The organism is Curvivirga sp. (assembly GCF_965219885.1).
In the GTDB taxonomy this organism is placed as follows: Bacteria; Pseudomonadota; Alphaproteobacteria; order UBA8366; family Aestuariispiraceae; genus Curvivirga.
Genome location: NZ_CBDCOT010000007.1, coordinates 127,618 through 144,064, shown reverse-complemented (window position 1 = coordinate 144,064; position 16,447 = coordinate 127,618). Strand labels below are relative to the sequence as shown.

Annotated in this window: 11 protein-coding genes; 2 read left to right on the top strand and 9 right to left on the bottom strand. The window is 43.8% G+C overall.

Annotation, left to right across the window (positions count from 1 at the left end; translation table 11 throughout):
* Positions 1-25: 25 nt before the first annotated feature.
* Together rpsG and rpsL are read right to left on the bottom strand one after the other, a co-directional pair.
* Positions 26-496, bottom strand: coding sequence for a 30S ribosomal protein S7 (gene rpsG, locus ACOQOA_RS00750; protein WP_155154000.1), 471 nt, complete (start codon positions 494-496; stop codon positions 26-28).
* Between the two features lie 11 nt (positions 497-507).
* Positions 508-879 (bottom strand): 30S ribosomal protein S12, encoded by a 372-nt coding sequence (gene rpsL, locus ACOQOA_RS00745; RefSeq protein ID WP_155153999.1) that lies wholly within the window; start codon positions 877-879, stop codon positions 508-510.
* A gap of 730 nt (positions 880-1,609) precedes the next feature.
* On the opposite strand from rpsL, the gene ACOQOA_RS00740 reads away from it, so the two are divergent.
* Positions 1,610-3,313 (top strand): methyl-accepting chemotaxis protein, encoded by a 1,704-nt coding sequence (locus tag ACOQOA_RS00740; RefSeq protein ID WP_420546781.1) that lies wholly within the window; start codon positions 1,610-1,612, stop codon positions 3,311-3,313.
* A gap of 157 nt (positions 3,314-3,470) precedes the next feature.
* A complete protein-coding gene (locus ACOQOA_RS00735) occupies positions 3,471-3,782 on the top strand; it encodes a chorismate mutase (protein ID WP_420546780.1) in 312 nt (103 codons plus the stop codon).
* Positions 3,783-3,792: 10 nt separating this feature from the next.
* Here ACOQOA_RS00735 and ACOQOA_RS00730 read toward each other — a convergent pair whose 3' ends face one another.
* The 7 genes from ACOQOA_RS00730 to rplA form a co-directional block, all read right to left on the bottom strand.
* Entirely contained in the window at positions 3,793-4,512 is a 720-nt protein-coding gene (locus tag ACOQOA_RS00730) for a substrate-binding periplasmic protein (protein WP_420546779.1), read from the bottom strand.
* 143 nt (positions 4,513-4,655) lie between these two features.
* Positions 4,656-5,429, bottom strand: a complete 774-nt coding sequence (locus tag ACOQOA_RS00725) for a substrate-binding periplasmic protein (RefSeq protein WP_420546778.1) — start codon at positions 5,427-5,429, stop codon at positions 4,656-4,658.
* A gap of 135 nt (positions 5,430-5,564) precedes the next feature.
* A complete protein-coding gene (rpoC, locus tag ACOQOA_RS00720; protein ID WP_420546777.1) occupies positions 5,565-9,899 on the bottom strand; it encodes a DNA-directed RNA polymerase subunit beta' in 4,335 nt (1,444 codons plus the stop codon).
* A gap of 112 nt (positions 9,900-10,011) precedes the next feature.
* Positions 10,012-14,190, bottom strand: coding sequence for a DNA-directed RNA polymerase subunit beta (gene rpoB / locus ACOQOA_RS00715; RefSeq protein ID WP_420546776.1), 4,179 nt, complete (start codon positions 14,188-14,190; stop codon positions 10,012-10,014).
* 319 nt (positions 14,191-14,509) lie between these two features.
* Positions 14,510-14,887, bottom strand: a complete 378-nt coding sequence (gene rplL, locus ACOQOA_RS00710; RefSeq protein ID WP_420546775.1) for a 50S ribosomal protein L7/L12 — start codon at positions 14,885-14,887, stop codon at positions 14,510-14,512.
* Positions 14,888-14,942: 55 nt separating this feature from the next.
* Complete coding sequence (gene rplJ, locus ACOQOA_RS00705) at positions 14,943-15,452, bottom strand: 50S ribosomal protein L10 (RefSeq protein WP_328597124.1); 510 nt, start codon at positions 15,450-15,452, stop codon at positions 14,943-14,945.
* Between the two features lie 294 nt (positions 15,453-15,746).
* Positions 15,747-16,445 carry a 50S ribosomal protein L1 gene (rplA, locus tag ACOQOA_RS00700; RefSeq protein WP_420546774.1) on the bottom strand — a complete coding sequence of 233 codons (699 nt, stop codon included), beginning with the start codon at positions 16,443-16,445 and terminating at the stop codon, positions 15,747-15,749.
* Between the last annotated feature and the right edge of the window lie 2 nt (positions 16,446-16,447).

Genomic DNA, 16,447 nt, shown 5'->3' with positions numbered 1-16,447 from the left:
CTTCCTTGTTTGAATTACGAATGGATTACCAACGATAATGCGCGAATGCACGGTTAGCTTCAGCCATTTTGTGCGTATCTTCACGTTTCTTGATGGAAGCACCACGGCCGTTTGTTGCGTCTAACAACTCACCAGCTAGGCGTTCTGTCATTGTGTTTTCAGAACGTTTACGTGCCATTTCGATAATCCAACGGAATGCCAAAGCTTGAGCACGGTCAGCGCGAACTTCAACAGGAACCTGATAAGTCGCACCACCAACACGGCGAGAACGAACCTCAACCTGTGGCTTCACGCTGTTAACAGCTTCGTGGAACGCAGCAACCGGATCACCTTCAACGCGACCAGCCATTTTTTCGAATGCACCATATACGATCTTCTCTGCTGTGGATTTACGACCATCCAACATTACAGAGTTGATGAATTTGGAAATTACAACATCACCGAATTTAGCATCCGGTAATACTTGACGTTTTGTAGCACTGTGACGACGAGACATAATACCACTCCTTACTTCGGACGCTTCGCGCCGTATTTAGAACGACGTTGCTTACGATCTTTAACACCTTGTGTATCCAAGGTACCGCGAATTGTGTGGTAACGAACACCAGGCAAATCTTTTACACGACCGCCGCGGATCATCACAACACTATGCTCTTGCAAGTTGTGACCTTCACCCGGGATGTAAGATGTAACCTCGAAACCGTTTGTCAAACGAACACGTGCAACTTTACGAAGCGCGGAGTTTGGTTTCTTTGGTGTTGTTGTGTAAACGCGTGTGCATACACCACGTTTTTGAGGACAAGCTTCCAAAGCAGGTACTTTTTCACGCTTTGGCTTGTCTTTCCGCGCTTTGCGGATCAATTGGTTAATTGTAGGCATTTTAACTCTTCACCTTTTTAGCCACAGAATCGATCCCATTGTATATCCATCAGGAAACATTCAGCAGACCGTTAACAGATTACTCTATGTACATTTCGCACACATCGGATTCCGAAATCGGAAACACAAAATGCGCTAAACCCAATCGCAATCACATTCCGTATTGCAATCAGGCCTAAACTTTTTGATCCAATTTGGTTTAGAAACTGAATCGATGTCTCTTTAATTGAACTGTATGGCGCTGAAGATACATACTTAAAAAGACCGCGCTCTAACTTCCTAGAAAGTTAAGAAAACACTATATTTTCAAGAATGTTCGGATATAATCCGCATCAGGCTCACAGACCAGTCCTCTCTTAGAGGCGCGCGGATACTATGCAGATAAGCTAGTGGCGTCAAGCAAAAGATTCCAAGCAATTATTCCAGATCAATATCTGGTCTGAATCTTTCTTTTAAAACTAAATCTTGAAACATTATTTCACTCATGCGGTTTCAAGTAACTTTTCTACGGCATGAATGGAATTTGAACAATCAGAATCGCACAATGATGATATCAAGGATCCATAGAGGTCATAGTTAACCAAAAGTTTCTTATTCTTATCTCTACGTGCGTTCTCACGCTATTGTGACAAGCTGTCGGTTGTGCTTTGACCACCACCTACTTATGTAATAATCTTAACAGGATAATTATAATAGATAGTACTCTCTATAGGATAGCGGGGACAGGAAAATGCAGTTTATTCGAAATCTCAAAATAACCACACGCCTAATCATGGGCTTTAGTGTTATTCTTACCTTAATGGTTGGAATCACCATTGTTGGAATCACCGAAGTAGATATCATTAAGAAGGCCCTTACACAGATTGATGACGTAAATAGTGTAAAGCAACGTTATGCAATTAACTTCCGCGGAAGTGTGCATGATCGCTCCATCGCTATTCGCGATGTCTACCTTGTTACAGAAAAACAAGAATTACAGGCAACAATTGCCGATATCCGTCGCCTTGAAGAGGATTATAGAAAATCTGCGGAAAAGATGGATGAGATTTTTGCAACACGCGATGATATTGAACCAATAGAGCGTGATATCTTAAATCGTATTAAAGAGATTGAGGCTGCAACCAATCCTTTGGTTGAGCAAGTGATCGAATTACAAACAAAAGAAATTCCGGATGCTGCTTATTTGATCCTCATGCAAGACTTACGTCCCTACTTTGTTGATTGGTTGGCCACCATTAACCAATTTATCGATCTGCAAGAAGATAAAAATATGATGGAAGCTGATGTCGCACAGGCAACCGCTTCTGAATTTACTAGCATCATGATTATTGCAACGAGTTTGGCTATCTTGCTAGGTGGTTTATTCGCTGCCTGGATTATCTTTTCTATCCGTCCGCTACGTGTTCTTACCAACTCCATGCAGCGTTTGGCGGAAAACGATCTATCAACAGATATTCCGGATTTCAACACAACAAACGAAATCGGCGATATTACACAAGCAGTATTGGTCTTTAAAGAAAACGCAATTGAAGTCCAGAGACTTGAGGAAGAACAACGCCAAGCTGAAATTCGTAACCAAGAAGCACAAGTTGCTGCACGTCATCAAATGGCAGATCAATTTGATGCACAGATTGGTAAAACAATTGAGAAACTCGTATCTGCATCGACAGAATTACAATCAATCTCACAAAATATGGGTGACATATCCAGCAGTGTACATAATGTCAGTAGTGAAGTTGCGTCATCTACAAAAACAACAAGCGAGAATATTTCAACTGTAGCCTCCGCAACCGAAGAAATGACAGCAAGTTCCAGTGAAATCACCTCCCAAGTTTCAAGTGTTGCAAGTAAATCGGACATCGCTTCAGCAAGTGCATCTGAATCCAGCCAGAAAGTTAACGAATTAAATCAACTGGCAAGTAACATTGGTGAAGTTGTTACATCTATCCGTGACATTGCAGATCAAACTAACTTGCTCGCGTTGAATGCAACGATTGAATCAGCGCGTGCGGGTGAAGCTGGTAAAGGATTTGCGGTGGTTGCAGATGAAGTTAAAAAACTAGCAAGTGAAACTTCTCAAAAAACGGAAGAGATCAGTGCACGCATCGCGGAAATTCAGGAAGCAACGCAAGAAGCTGTCTTGGCCATGGAAAACATTATCAGCAATATTACTGAGATTAACCAAGCTTCCGCTGATACAGCGAGCGCTGCGGATCAACAAAATAGTGTCATCAGTGAAATCACAATGAATATTGCGCAAGTATCACGTGCTGCACAAGAAACGACCACAATGATTACAGACATTGAATCTGCTTCGAATGAAGTATGTAAAGCTTCTGAAGTTCTTGATACGTCATCAGGTGACATCGCTAATCTATCGCAAAATTTAGAAGAAGCTGTGAGTAGTCTCTTGGGAGAATTACGTAAAGCATAGACTATCCTAAAATCTTTTCGATGATAAGGCGTGAGCAACAAACATGCTCACGCCTTATTTTTACTTTTACCTCCCTATCAATCCTGATATAGAACGTTCTTCAATCAATAGATCGCCTCTTCTCTTGTGAGATAGGGCTTGATACGGGAAGCTGAAAATGCGCGAAATTGAATATTGCGAAACCATGACCGATGTCCGCCGTAACATCGATCGTTTAGATGAAGAAATTATTACCCTTCTGAAAGAACGCGCCGGTTATGTGGCCCAAGCTGGTCGGATCAAACAAGACGCAAATATCGTTCGTATACCTGAACGTATTGAACAAGTAATCGACAATGTAAAACGTTTCGCCCGTAACGTAGGCCTTGATGAAGCAATTGCAGAGGCGGCTTATCGCCCAATGGTTGACGCTTATATAGATTTTGAAATGCGCGAGTTCAAAAAATTGGAAGCGGAAGGAAAAAAATAATCCTCACCTGCTAGCTGTTATTATTTTCTCCAAGAACCGCTAGTATTTCTTCCATTTCTCCTGTTTCTTTTAACATCTTAAGCCCCTTATTGAATTTCTTCACATAATACGGACCTTTTTCAATATTTCTGGATACCAACATATGAAACACCCAGCCAAATTGAAAATCTTCCAAATGCGTTAACTTGTGACTGTCAAATTCCGGCGGTAAAGTATTAATCGCCGCATAGCCTGTTCGCATAAGCTCTGGTACAAAATCAATACGCCCAGTGTAGAGCATCTTGAATAGGCTTTCATTAGTTGGGGCAACACTCACTGAAATACTACCACTATTGATCAATGTATTGAACTGGCCACCTAGAGCACTGGATTGCAATCTTCCCATAGTTAATCCGGAAAAGTCTCTCAACGTTTCTACCTTTAACGGACGGTCCTTATGATAGTAAATTACCTCTTGATGTGTAACTACCGGATTAGTCAGTAAAAAAGATTGTCGTCTTTCTGGCGTAGAAACCCAGATAATTGAAGCATCCCACCGCCCCTCTTCCGCAAGTCGCTTGGCCCGATTCCATGGAAAAAAGCCGAATTCAACCTCAATATTTACTTTCTCAAAGGCACGTTTGGTAATTTCAGAGTACGGCCCATAGTTTGGTAGTTCTTTAGATAAATAAGGTTTCCATTCACCATTAGTGATACGAATAATTTCAGATCCAGATGCAGGAAAAACCATGCTGTAGAGCATGAAAATTAGAAATGTTACTATTAACCTCATAGAGCACCTCGTTCTTTAGTTTAAAGAACCAATCATTCGTATTCTAACATAGAAACACGAATTTTATAGATACCAATATAAGACAATTTGAATTTTCATACTCAATTGATTTTCTGCTGTCTTTTCGGAAGTAGAATTGGCGCTAAAATTTCATCCAACTTTCCACTTCGTTGTAACTTCCTTAAACCCTTATTAAATTGCTTAATAAAGTAGGGTCCTTTTTCAATTCGCTTTGAAATCATCATATGGGAAACCCATCCATATTGAAAATCTTCCAAATGGCCAAATTTTGATTTATCAAATTCTTCTGGTAGCGCATCAATAGCATCATAACCGCTATTCATAAGCTCAGGTACAAAATCAATGCGCCCACTATACAGCATCTTAAATAGGTTTTCGTTAGTGGGGACGATACTGACAGATAACTCACCATTCGTAATCAGCTCGTTAAACTGCCCGCCAAATGCGCTTGATTGAATCCTTCCTAAAGTAAGTCCGCCAAAATCCGATAGTTGCTCAACGGTTAAAGGGCGATCCTTATTATAATAAATCACTTCCTGAAGTGTAATGACGGGGTTACTGAGTAAAAACTTCTGACGCCTTTCAGGCGTTGCAACCCAAAAGAAAGTACCATCCCATCGCCCCTCTTCCACGAGGCGTGTGGCTCTATTCCATGGAAAAAAGCCAAATTCCACCTCTATCCCAACCTCTTCAAAAGCGAGTTTTGCAATTTCAGAATATGGTCCAAAATTTGGCAGTTCTTCAGACTGATAGGGTTTCCATTCACCATTGGTGAGACGTATAATTTCCTTACCGGAGGAAGGCATTGCCATCATCAAGAGGCAAGCAAAAAAGGACGAAAGAAATAGTCGCATAAGACACCTTCCAAGCTCGTCACCACGTAATCCCGAAAACCATGTTAACACAAAACCTAAAAAATAGGTAAAAGAAAACCCCGGTAGATTTCTCCACCGGGGTTCCTAATCTTTTACGCTTCAAGTAATTAACAATTACTCAGCAGCTGGTTCCTCAGATGTTTCTTCAGAAGCCGGAATTGCTTGGTTGCGATTCGCTGCTTTTTGCGCTGTCAATTCACGGTCACGTTCGGATGCTAATTGACGCATATGTTTCATCACGGAACCTGTACCAGCTGGTACCAAGCGACCCACGATTACGTTTTCTTTTAAGCCTTCAAGACTATCAGACTTACCATTTACAGCAGCATCGGTTAGGACACGTGTTGTTTCCTGGAAGGACGCAGCAGAAATAAAGCTGTTTGTCTGCAAGCTTGCTTTTGTAATACCTTGAAGAACAGGATTACCGCTGATTGGACGTTTGTTTTCCGCCATCAATTTATCATTGATTTCGTTCATTTCTTCACGATCTAACTGCTCACCAGCTAGATAGTAAGATTCGCCCGGATCAGTGATTTCAATCTTCTGCAACATTTGGCGTACGATCACTTCGATATGCTTATCGTTGATTTTCACACCTTGCAGACGATATACGTCCTGAATTTCTTTACATAGGTAGTTGGACAATGCCTCAACCCCCATCACATCCAAGATATCATGTGGAACTGGGTTACCATCCATCAACATTTCACCTTTAGAGATGAAATCGCCTTCTTGAACAGCAACGTGTTTCCCTTTTGGTACCAGATATTCAGATGGCTCAATATTCTCATCTGCTGGACGGATTACAATACGACGTTTTGTTTTGTAATCTTTACCAAACTCAACATAACCGTCTTGGTCTGCGATAACCGCAAAGTCTTTAGGTTTACGTGCTTCGAACAATTCAGCCACACGAGGTAGACCACCAGTAATATCACGTGTCTTAGAAGATTCACGTGGGATACGCGCCAATACATCACCAGCTTTAACTTCTGAACCGTTATGTACGGAAAGAATAGCATCCACAGACATGAAGTAACGTGCTTCCATACCGTTTGGTAGGGTGATTACTTCACCATCTTCTGTACGCAATGTGATACGTGGTTTCAGGTCTGTACCTTTAGCTTGCTGTTTCCAGTCGACAACACGTTTGGATGCGATACCTGTAGCTTCGTCAACTTCGTCACGAAGGGATATACCCTCAACCAAATCAACATAATGTGCTACACCAGACATCTCAGAGATGATCGGAACAGTATATGGATCCCATTCTGCGATTGTTTGACCTTTAACAACTGGCTGACCTTCGTCCATCTTCAAACGCGCACCATATGGTACACGGTGACGAGCACGTTCACGACCAGTTTCATCGGCAAGTACCAATTCACAGTTACGACCCATCACTACCGGATGACCTTCACTATCAATAACCACATTACGGTTATTGATTTTCATAACACCATCCAAGGAAGATTCGATAGAGTTCTGCTCAGCACCACGCTGCGCCGCACCACCAATGTGGAATGTACGCATTGTCAACTGTGTACCCGGCTCACCAATGGATTGCGCAGCAATAACACCAACTGCTTCACCACGGTTAACCTTTGTACCACGTGCCAAGTCACGACCGTAACATGTTGCGCAAGCACCGTGACGGGATTCACAAGTCAATACAGAGCGGATCAAGACTGCATCAACACCAGCTGTTTCAATTTCGTCTGCTTTTTCTTCGTCAATCAAGCCACCAGCTTCGATCAATACTTCACCAGTCAAAGGATGTTTCACGTCTTCAACAACGCAACGACCCAAAATACGTTCAGCCAAACCTTCGATAATGTCACCACCATCAATAACCGCACGCATGGTCAAACCATTTTCTGTGCCACAGTTATCTTCGATAATGATACAATCTTGGGCAACGTCCACAAGACGACGTGTCAGATAACCGGAGTTAGCAGTTTTCAAAGCTGTATCCGCCAAACCTTTACGTGCACCGTGAGTAGAGTTGAAGTATTCAAGTACGTTCAAACCTTCTTTAAAGTTCGCGATAATTGGTGTTTCAATGATGGAACCATCCGGTTTCGCCATCAAACCACGCATACCAGCAAGCTGTTTAATCTGAGCCGCAGAACCACGAGCACCAGAATGTGCCATCATATATACGGAGTTCAGACCTTTCTCACCCGGAGCCGCCATAACTTTCATCATGTCGTCAGCCACTTTATCGGAACAAGAAGCCCATACGTCGACAACTTTGTTATATTTCTCACCCTGAGTAATCAGACCGTCCATATATTGTTGTTCAAACGCTTTCACTTCTGTTTGCGCTGCATCGATCAAGTTATCCTTTGTTTCAGGAATGATCATGTCATCCTTACCGAAGGAAATACCTGCTTTACAAGCCCAACCAAAACCAATGCCCATCAACTTGTCACAGAAGATCACAGTTTCTTTCTGACCACAGTGACGATACACAATGTCGATCAAGTTTGTGATTTCTTTCTTAGTCAATACTTGGTTGATCAAAGAGAATGGTACATTTGGATGACGTGGCAAAATTTGTGACAAGATCACACGACCTGGTGTTGTCACAACTTTTTGAGACACAGGGTTGCCGTCGTTATCAACTGTATCGTAAACCGCTTTAATCTTTGTTTGAACAGTTACTGCACCAGATTCTAGCGCCAGTTCCAATTCAGACATAACAGAGAAGAGAGGTAGACGATGTGCTGTGGCTTTACCGTCTTTCAACAATGCCCATGCTTCTTCACCAGTCAGTTTAGACATATCCTTATGGTGATCAGCAACGTCACGCATGACAACATCCTGACGTTCCAAAGCAGCAGTCAAAGCTTCTTTAGAGTCGATATATACTTCGTCAGCAACCGCATCGGGACGTTCATGTGTGATGTAATATAGACCCAAAACGATATCCTGAGACGGAACGATAATTGGCTTACCATTCGCAGGAGACAGGATGTTGTTTGTGGACATCATCAATACACGTGCTTCCAATTGTGCTTCTAGAGACAATGGAACGTGAACCGCCATCTGGTCACCGTCAAAGTCCGCGTTAAACGCAGCACATACCAACGGATGCAAGTTGATCGCTTTACCTTCTACCAATACTGGTTCAAACGCTTGGATACCCAAACGGTGAAGTGTCGGCGCACGGTTCAACAATACTGGATGTTCGCGGATAACTTCTTCAAGAATATCCCAAACTTCTGGGCGTTCTTTCTCAACCATACGCTTCGCAGCTTTAATGGTTGTCGCCATACCGTAAAGTTCAAGTTTCGCATAAATGAACGGCTTAAACAGTTCCAGTGCCATTTTCTTAGGTAGACCACATTGATGCAACATCAATTCTGGACCAACCACGATCACGGAACGACCGGAATAGTCAACGCGTTTACCCAACAAGTTTTGACGGAAGCGACCTTGCTTACCTTTCAACATGTCGGACAAGGATTTCAATGGACGTTTGTTTGCCCCTGTAATCACACGACCACGACGACCGTTATCGAATAGCGCATCTACAGATTCCTGCAACATACGTTTTTCGTTACGTACGATAATGTCAGGTGCACGAAGCTCCATCAAACGACGTAGACGGTTGTTACGGTTGATTACACGACGATATAAATCGTTCAAGTCAGATGTAGCAAAACGACCACCATCCAATGGAACCAATGGACGTAACTCAGGTGGGATCACAGGAATAACATCCATGATCATCCATTCTGGACGTGTTCCGGATTCCAAGAATGCTTCAAGAAGCTTCAAACGTTTAACAAGTTTCTTACGCTTTGCTTCAGAACCTGTTTCTTCGATACCTTGACGTGTGAATTCGATTTCCTCTTCGATATCCATATCTTCAAGGATCGCTTTCAATGCTTCCGCACCAATTTTAGCGGTGAAAGCATCATCGCCATATTCGTCTTGAGCATCCAAATATTCTTCTTCGGAAAGCAACTGGAATTGTTTCAGAGGGGACAAGCCCGGCTCTGTTACAACATATGCTTCGAAATAAAGAACTTTCTCAAGATCTTTCAATGTCATATCCAACATCAAACCGATGCGGGATGGCAAAGATTTCAAGAACCAGATATGCGCAGCAGGTGCTGCCAACTCAATATGGCCCATACGCTCACGACGTACTTTGCTCAATGTTACTTCAACACCGCATTTTTCACATACGATGCCTTTATATTTCATACGTTTGTATTTACCGCACAAGCATTCGTAGTCTTTGATTGGACCAAAGATACGCGCGCAGAACAAACCATCGCGTTCCGGCTTGAATGTACGATAGTTAATTGTTTCCGGCTTCTTGATCTCACCAAAAGACCAAGCGCGGATTTGTTCAGGCGACGCAATCGAAATTTTGATGCTATCGAAATTATTTGTGCCTTGTGCCTGTCCGAAGAGTTGCATTACTTCATTCATCAGGGCTCTCCTTCGCGTGTGTCACGCTTTCTATAAAAAACCTAGGCTTCTCAGCCGATGTATAAAATACGGCGTCCGAGGCTGGAAACTCAACCAGCCCCGGGCCCGGTTCTTATTGCTCTTCCTGATGCAGATCTACATCCAAACCTAAGGAACGTAGCTCTTTCATCAATACGTTGAAGGATTCCGGAATACCGGCTTCGAAGTTGTCATCACCGCGAACGATAGATTCATAAACCTTCGTACGACCGGAGACATCATCGGATTTCACTGTCAACATTTCTTGCAGAGTATATGCAGCACCATAAGCTTCAAGTGCCCATACTTCCATCTCACCGAAGCGCTGACCACCGAACTGTGCCTTACCACCCAACGGCTGTTGAGTAACAAGACTGTAAGGTCCAATAGAACGAGCATGGATTTTGTCATCAACCAAGTGGTGCAATTTCAGCATGTAAATAATGCCGACTGTTACATCACGGTGGAATTCTTCACCAGTACGTCCATCGATCAAACGCGCCTGACCAGATGTTTTCAATCCTGCACGATCCAAGTAACCGTTGATGTCTTCTTCACGCGCACCGTCAAATACTGGTGTTGCGATCGGAATACCGCGGGATACGTTTTTCGCTAGGTCAACAAGTTCACCTTCGCCATAGGACTTCAGATCTTCAACGATATTCTCGTCTTTGTAAGCTTCCTCAAGGGAGATACGTAGATCATCAGAACGACCTTCTGCACGATATGTTTCCAAAGCCTCATTCACTTGACGGCCAAGGCTAGCACAAGCCCAACCTAAGTGAGTTTCAAGGATCTGACCAACGTTCATACGAGATGGTACACCCAATGGGTTCAATACGATATCAACTGGTGTACCGTCTTCTAGGTATGGCATGTCTTCCTGAGGCATAATTTTGGAAATTACACCTTTGTTACCATGACGACCCGCCATTTTATCACCAGGTTGAAGCTTACGCTTCACAGCAACGAAGACTTTAACCATCTTCATCACGCCCGGTGGCAATTCATCACCAGATTGAACTTTATCTACTTTATCGTCGAAACGTGCTTCTACTTTGCCTACGGAATCGTCGAATTGTTTCTTCAACGCTTCCAATGCATCGTTTACGCCTTCGTCTTCAACGGCAACCAAACGCCAATGCGCAGTTGTGAACTCGTTTAGGAATTCTTCTGTCGCTTTCACATTTGTATCCATGCCTTTTGGACCGGCAACGATTGTTTGACCAACAACCATTTCCAAGAAGCGGTTACGGAAAGAACGTTCCAAGATGCCTTTTTCGTCATCACGGTCTTTTGCAAGACGCTCGATCTCTTGACGATCAATTGCCAAGGCACGTTCGTCTTTGTCGATACCACGACGAGAGAATACACGTACTTCTACGATTGTACCTGTGTCACCAGGAGGTACACGCAAGGATGTATCACGAACGTCAGAAGCTTTCTCACCAAAGATGGCACGAAGAAGTTTTTCTTCCGGTGTCATCGGGCTCTCGCCTTTTGGTGTTACTTTACCAACAAGAATGTCGCCAGCTTTTACTTCTGCACCGATATATACGATACCAGCTTCGTCAAGATTCTTAAGTGCTTCTTCACCCACATTTGGAATATCGCGTGTAATTTCTTCCTGGCCCAACTTGGTATCACGAGCCATTACTTCGAATTCTTCGATATGGATAGATGTGAAGACATCGTCTTTCACGATACGCTCAGAAATGAGGATGGAATCCTCAAAGTTGTAACCATTCCATGGCATAAACGCCACAAGCACGTTACGACCAAGCGCCAATTCACCCATATCTGTAGATGGACCGTCGGCGATAATGTCGCCAGCTTCGATACGATCACCAACTTTTACCAAAGGTCTCTGTGTAATACAGGTATTTTGGTTAGAACGTTGGAACTTCAACAAGTTGTAGATGTCTACACCAGATTGAGACGCATCTGTAACGTCTGTCATGCGAACAACGATACGTGTCGCATCGATCTGATCAACAACACCAGAACGTTTCGCAACGATGGTCACACCAGAGTCTTTCGCTACGCGACCTTCCATACCTGTACCCACCAATGGTGCGTCGGATTGTAGAAGAGGCACAGCCTGACGCTGCATGTTGGAACCCATCAATGCACGGTTCGCATCATCGTTTTCCAAGAATGGGATCAGGGCCGCAGCCACAGATACTAACTGACGTGGAGAAACGTCGATCAAGTCAATGTCTTCTGGACGGGAAACCAAATAGTCACCACGAGAACGACAGTTTACAAGATCTTCAACGAAGGAGCCATCAGCATTACGAGGCGCGTTCGCCTGCGCAATGGTAAATTTACCTTCACCCATCGCGGACATATAGATCACTTCATCAGTAACAATACCGTCTACAACTTTACGATAAGGTGCTTCGATGAAACCATATTTATTCACACGCGCAAATGTCGCCAAAGAGTTAATCAAACCAATGTTTGGACCCTCTGGGGTTTCAATAGGACAGATACGACCATAGTGAGTAGCATGTACGTCACGAACCTCAAAGCCTGCACGTTCACGTGTCAAACCACCAGGTCCAAGGGCAGATAGACGACGTTTATGTGTCACCTCTGACAATGGGTTGGTTTGGTCCATAAACTGAGACAATTGAGAAGAACCGAAGAATTCACGAACAGCTGCTGCTGCTGGTTTCGCATTGATCAAGTCATGCGGCATTACAGAATCGATGTCTACGGAACCCATACGTTCGCGAATTGCACGTTCCATACGCAACAATCCAATACGATATTGGTTCTCCATCAATTCGCCGACGGAACGAACACGACGGTTACCCAGGTGATCGATATCGTCAATTTCACCGCGACCATCTTTCAATTCGATCAAAATACGAACGATTTCAAGAATGTCTTCTTTACGCAATGTACGTTGGGTGTCTGGAACTTCGTTTAGTTCGAATTCCAAACGGGAGTTCATTTTCACACGACCAACTGTGGAAAGGTCATAACGCTCTTCATCGAAGAACAAACCTTTGAACAATGCGTCGGCTGTTTCCAAGGTAGGTGGCTCACCAGGACGCATCACACGGTAGATGTCGGTAAGAGCATCTTCACGGCTCTCGTTTTTGTCTGCCGCTAATGTGTTACGTAGGTAAGGACCAACATTTGCATAATCGATATGCAGACTTGGAATTGAAGATAGGCCAAGATCTTCGATCAGCTCCAAAGATTCTGCTGTGATCTCATCACCTGCCTCGAAGTAAATTTCGCCAGTTTCTTCATTAATGATGTCATTGGCGATAAAGCGGCCGATTACTTCACCTTCGTTCAAGGCGATTTCTTTCAGACCAGCTTCTTCAAGTTTACGAATACTACGTGCTGTCAGTTTAGAACCAGCTGCGGCAACAACTTCACCAGTTTTTGCATCAATCAGGTCTTTCTCAAGTTTTTCGCCTTTCAGACGATCGCCATCGAAGGCTGTCTTCCAACCTTTCTTGGTATACTTAAGAGTAACAGTTTCATAATATTTGTTTAAGATATCTTCTTTGGTGATACCAGTTGTCAAAGCAGGGTCTAGCGATTTACCTTCTTTAGCCAACTTGTCACGCTGCGCCTGTGTTGCGTCGCTATCAAGCGCCATCAACAATGTGGTTGCAGGTAACTTACGACGACGGTCGATACGAACATATAACATGTCTTTCGCATCAAATTCGAAGTCCAACCAAGAACCACGGTAAGGAATTACACGTGCAGCAAACAGATATTTACCAGAAGAATGGCTTTTGCCTTTATCATGATCAAAGAAAACACCAGGAGAACGGTGCATCTGAGATACGATAACACGCTCGGTTCCATTCACGATGAATGTACCATGCTGTGTCATCAAAGGCAGGTCGCCCATATAAACGTCTTGTTCTTTAATATCGCGGATAGAACGAGCACCTGTGTCCTCATCAATATCCCACACAACCAAGCGCAGAGTTACACGCAATGGCGCAGCATATGTAATACCGCGTTGCTGACACTCTTCGGTATCATATTTTGGTTGTTCTAATTCATAACGAACAAACTCTAACTGAGAACGCTCAGAGAAATCCCGAATAGGGAAAACACTTTCGAAAACTTCTTGAAGTCCGGTTTTAGAACGCTCTTTTGCGTCAATACCGTCTTGCAAGAATGCATCATAGGAAGCTTTTTGAACTTCGATCAAGTTTGGCATAGGTGCCACTTCAGACAAACGTCCAAAGCTTTTACGAATTTTTTTTCGTTCGGTGTACGAGTTGGCCATATTTTCCTCGTCCAATATCTGTTAACCCAGGTTCGGATCGTGCTTTATGTCGCGGCCTCTTATGGCGCTTACGCATAAAGGATCGTCCCCTAACGTCCAGTTTAGCGCGGTTTTCTTTAGTCGGCCCCCACACCAATAGGCCCTCTTTGTAGGATTTTCTGCAGCCCGCATAAATTTACGTTCATTAGAAAAGCCTAAACGCCCTGAAATATCAATGAAAAATCGAAATATTTTCATCCATACTTACAAGGCGCGTCGAGGGGCAACACCAAAACGGTGCGCCCCTCTTAATCGCATGCTACCTTACGGTAGCCAGAGATTATTTCAACTCTACAGAAGCACCAGCTTCTTCAAGTTTCTTTTTCATCTCTTCAGCTTCGTCCTTAGAAGCACCTTCTTTTACTGTAGCAGGTGCGGACTCAACCATTTCTTTCGCTTCTTTCAAGCCTAGGCCTGTGATAGCGCGAACTTCTTTAATCACGTTGATTTTCTTGTCGCCTGCGCCAGCCAAAACAACGTCAAAGCTGTCTTTTTCTTCTGCAGCAGCTTCGCCACCAGCAGCGCCGCCAACAGCAGCAACAGCAACAGGAGCAGCAGCAGATACGCCCCATTTGTCTTCAAGAAGTTTGGATAGCTCAGCAGCTTCCATAACAGTAAGAGCAGAAAGCTCTTCTACAAGTTTGTCTAGATCAGCCATTTTATCTCTCCAGAGTTAGGCAAAATTTTAATAAGTTTGGTTTCCAAACTGCAACTTAGTTAGAACTACCATAAGCCGAGAATACGCGCGCCAACTGAGCAGCAGGTGCTTGTGTAACGCTCGCAACTTTACCAGCAGGTGCTTGCAATAGACCAACAAGCTTGCCACGTAGCTCGTCCAAGGACGGCATAGAAGCGAGAGCTTTAACGCCAGCAGCGTCTAGGTTTTGCTCACCCATTGCACCAGCAACAATTTCCATTTTCTCGTTCGCTTTTGCATAATCAGCAAGTACTTTTGCTGCTGCAACAGCGTCTTCAGAAAACGCAATTGATGTTGGGCCAGTAAATGATTCGGCCAAGTGCTCGAACTTAGTGCCTTCGATTGCAAGTTTCGCTAGGGTGTTTTTGGTTACTTTGTAACCTGCACCAGCTTCGCGAGCTTTCGCACGAAGGTCTGAAGCTTCAGATACGGTTAAACCGGATTGCTTAGCAATTACAACGGTTGTAGACGCTTCTAATGCTTCACGCAGTTCAGCGACCAGTTGTTCCTTTTCAGTACGGTTCACTGATCGTCTCCACGATTTTGGTTCTCTTCAACTGCCACACCATGCGACAGATAATTCAAACCGGTTCAAACACAGTTCCTTCAACATGAAAGAACCGACATTGGCCTGCCCGGGAGGATAAGATCTAAAAAGTAAAACTTTTAATCTTTCCAACCTATCTCATGGGGGCGGTGATTAAGGCATTGATCAAAAGATCTTGCCACCTCCAATCTCGGACAGGAGTGAAAGGCGTCCCCTTCACTTTTCAAATTAGCTCTTCGGCGAACCAAAGAGCTAACAAGAATTCCTTCAAAATTACGCTTCTACCGCATCAGCCGGGTCGATTTTTACGCCTGGGCCCATTGTAGAGGAAATCGCAATTTTCTTAATGAATGTACCTTTCGCACCAGATGGGCGAGAAGTAGAAATAGCTTTGATGAATGCTTCAGCATTTTTCACAAGATCATCTTCAGAGAAGCTTGCTTTACCAATACCAGCATGCACGATACCGTTTTTCTCTGCACGGAACTGAACTTCACCACCTTTTGCAGCTTCAACAGCAGCAGCAACGTCAGGAGTAACAGTACCCAACTTCGGGTTAGGCATTAGGTTACGTGGACCCAAAATCTTACCCAAACGACCTACAACAGCCATCATGTCTGGGGAAGCGATACAACGATCAAAGTCCATCATGCCGCCTTGAATTTGTTCCATCAAGTCTTCTGCACCAACGATGTCCGCACCAGCAGCTTTAGCTTCTTCAGCTTTATCACCACGTGCAAACACAGCAACGCGAACTGTTTTACCTGTGCCAGCTGGCAAAGAAACAGAACCACGAACTTGTTGGTCAGCATGACGAGGGTCAATACCCAAGTTCATTGCAATATCGATCGTTTCATCGAATTTAGCAGATGCAGCGCCTTTTACAGCTTTAACAGCATCAACAACAGATACGAGCGCATCGCGATCAATACCTTCATAAGCTTTCGCCATACGTTTGGTTACTTTAGCCATGA